This is a genomic window from Methylobacterium sp. CCH5-D2 (genome assembly GCF_001556475.1).
Lineage (GTDB): Bacteria > Pseudomonadota > Alphaproteobacteria > Rhizobiales > Beijerinckiaceae > Methylobacterium > Methylobacterium hispanicum.
This window is the reverse complement of the sequence record NZ_LSIX01000120.1, coordinates 1-1,344: the sequence shown is the minus strand read 5'-3', so window position 1 is coordinate 1,344 and position 1,344 is coordinate 1. Positions and strand designations below refer to the sequence as shown.

The window sequence follows — 1,344 nt, the reverse complement described above, 5'->3', positions numbered from 1 at the left end:
ACCGCGCCGCTTCCGCGTGCGGGCGTGGCTGCGGGCCTGCCTGCCCATCGCGCTCGTCGATCTGGCCACCACCGCCTTCGGCTTCGTCGATGTCCTGCTTCTCGGGCTGCTGATGCCGCCCGCGGCGGTGGGCGTCTACTTCGCGGCGACCCGCGTGCAGCAATTCGTCCCCTTCGTGCAGTTCGCTGCCAGCGCGGCCACCGCCCAGCGCTTCAGCGCCGCCGGGGCCCGCGGCGACCGGGCCGCGCTCGCGCGGCTCGTCCGCCTTCAGGCGCAGGCCACCGCCGCCGCCACGCTCGCGACCGGGCTCGCCGTGCTCGCCGCAGGACCGCTGCTGCTGGCCCTGTTCGGCGAGGGCTTCGGTGCGGGTGTGCCGGTGCTGGCCGTGCTGGTCCTGGGCAGCGTCACCGCGAGCCTGTTCGGGCCGGGCGAGGACCTTCTGACCATGCTCGGCGGCGAGCGGCTCTGCGCCGCGCTCACGCTCGCGGCGCTGGGCGCGGCGATCGTGCTCGGCCTCCTGCTGATCCCGGCGCTCGGCCTGCTGGGCGCGGCCGCCGCCCTGTCCGCCGCCACGGTCCTGCGCGCCCTGGCGCTGGCCCGCGCCGCCCGCGCCGTGCACGGCCTCGCGACGCCGATCTGGTCAGGCCTCCGGACCGCGCGGGCGGGCGCCGGGTCCTGATGGGCGAGTCCGCGCCCGAGGTCGCGATCCGGCCGCTCGACGCCCTCGACGGGCGCGCCTGGGACGACCTCTTCGGGCGCGCCCGCGCGCCCCACCCGCATTACAGCCGGCACGTCGTGACGGCGCATCGGCGCGCGGGGCTCGTCTCCGGAGACCTCGCCTTCGTCACCGTCGGCCGCGGCCGACGGCTCGACGCGCTCCTGCCGTTCCGGCTGCGGCGCGACCTCGTCGGCCTGGGCGGGCCCGTCGCCGTCCCCTTCGCCTCGCCCCTCGTCACGGCGACGGGTCCGCTCATAGCCGCGGACGCGCCGAAGGCGCACGACGCTCTGGTCCGGGGGCTCGCGGCCGCCGCCCCGGGCCGCGCCTGGCGCTGGCCGCTGCTGCCCCGCACCGAGGCCGGGCCGCTCTGCGCCGCGCTCGACCGGGCCGGCTGGTCGCACGGCAGCGTGGCCGCCTTCGACCGACCCGTGCTCGACAGGCGCGAGAGCCACGCCGCCTTCCTGGCCGCCCATCCCAGGAGCAATCGCCTGAAGGACCTGCGCCGCCGCACCCGTCGGCTCGCCGGGGACGGGGTACTCGCCCTCGATACGGCGATCGACGGCCCCGCCCTGGCGGCCGCAGTCGAGGCCTTCCTGGCCCTGGAGCGGCAGGGCTGGAAGGGCGCC

1 protein-coding gene and 1 pseudogene are annotated in these 1,344 nt (G+C 78.1%); both read left to right on the top strand.

Annotated elements, in window-relative coordinates:
- Positions 1 to 679 (top strand): polysaccharide biosynthesis C-terminal domain-containing protein (locus AX737_RS02460; protein WP_197430428.1); only part of this gene is annotated, 679 nt, incomplete at its 5' end.
- A pseudogene (locus tag AX737_RS02455) lies at positions 679 to 1,344 on the top strand (cellulose biosynthesis protein CelD); the annotation flags it as partial. The gene AX737_RS02460 and the pseudogene AX737_RS02455, both read left to right, overlap by 1 nt.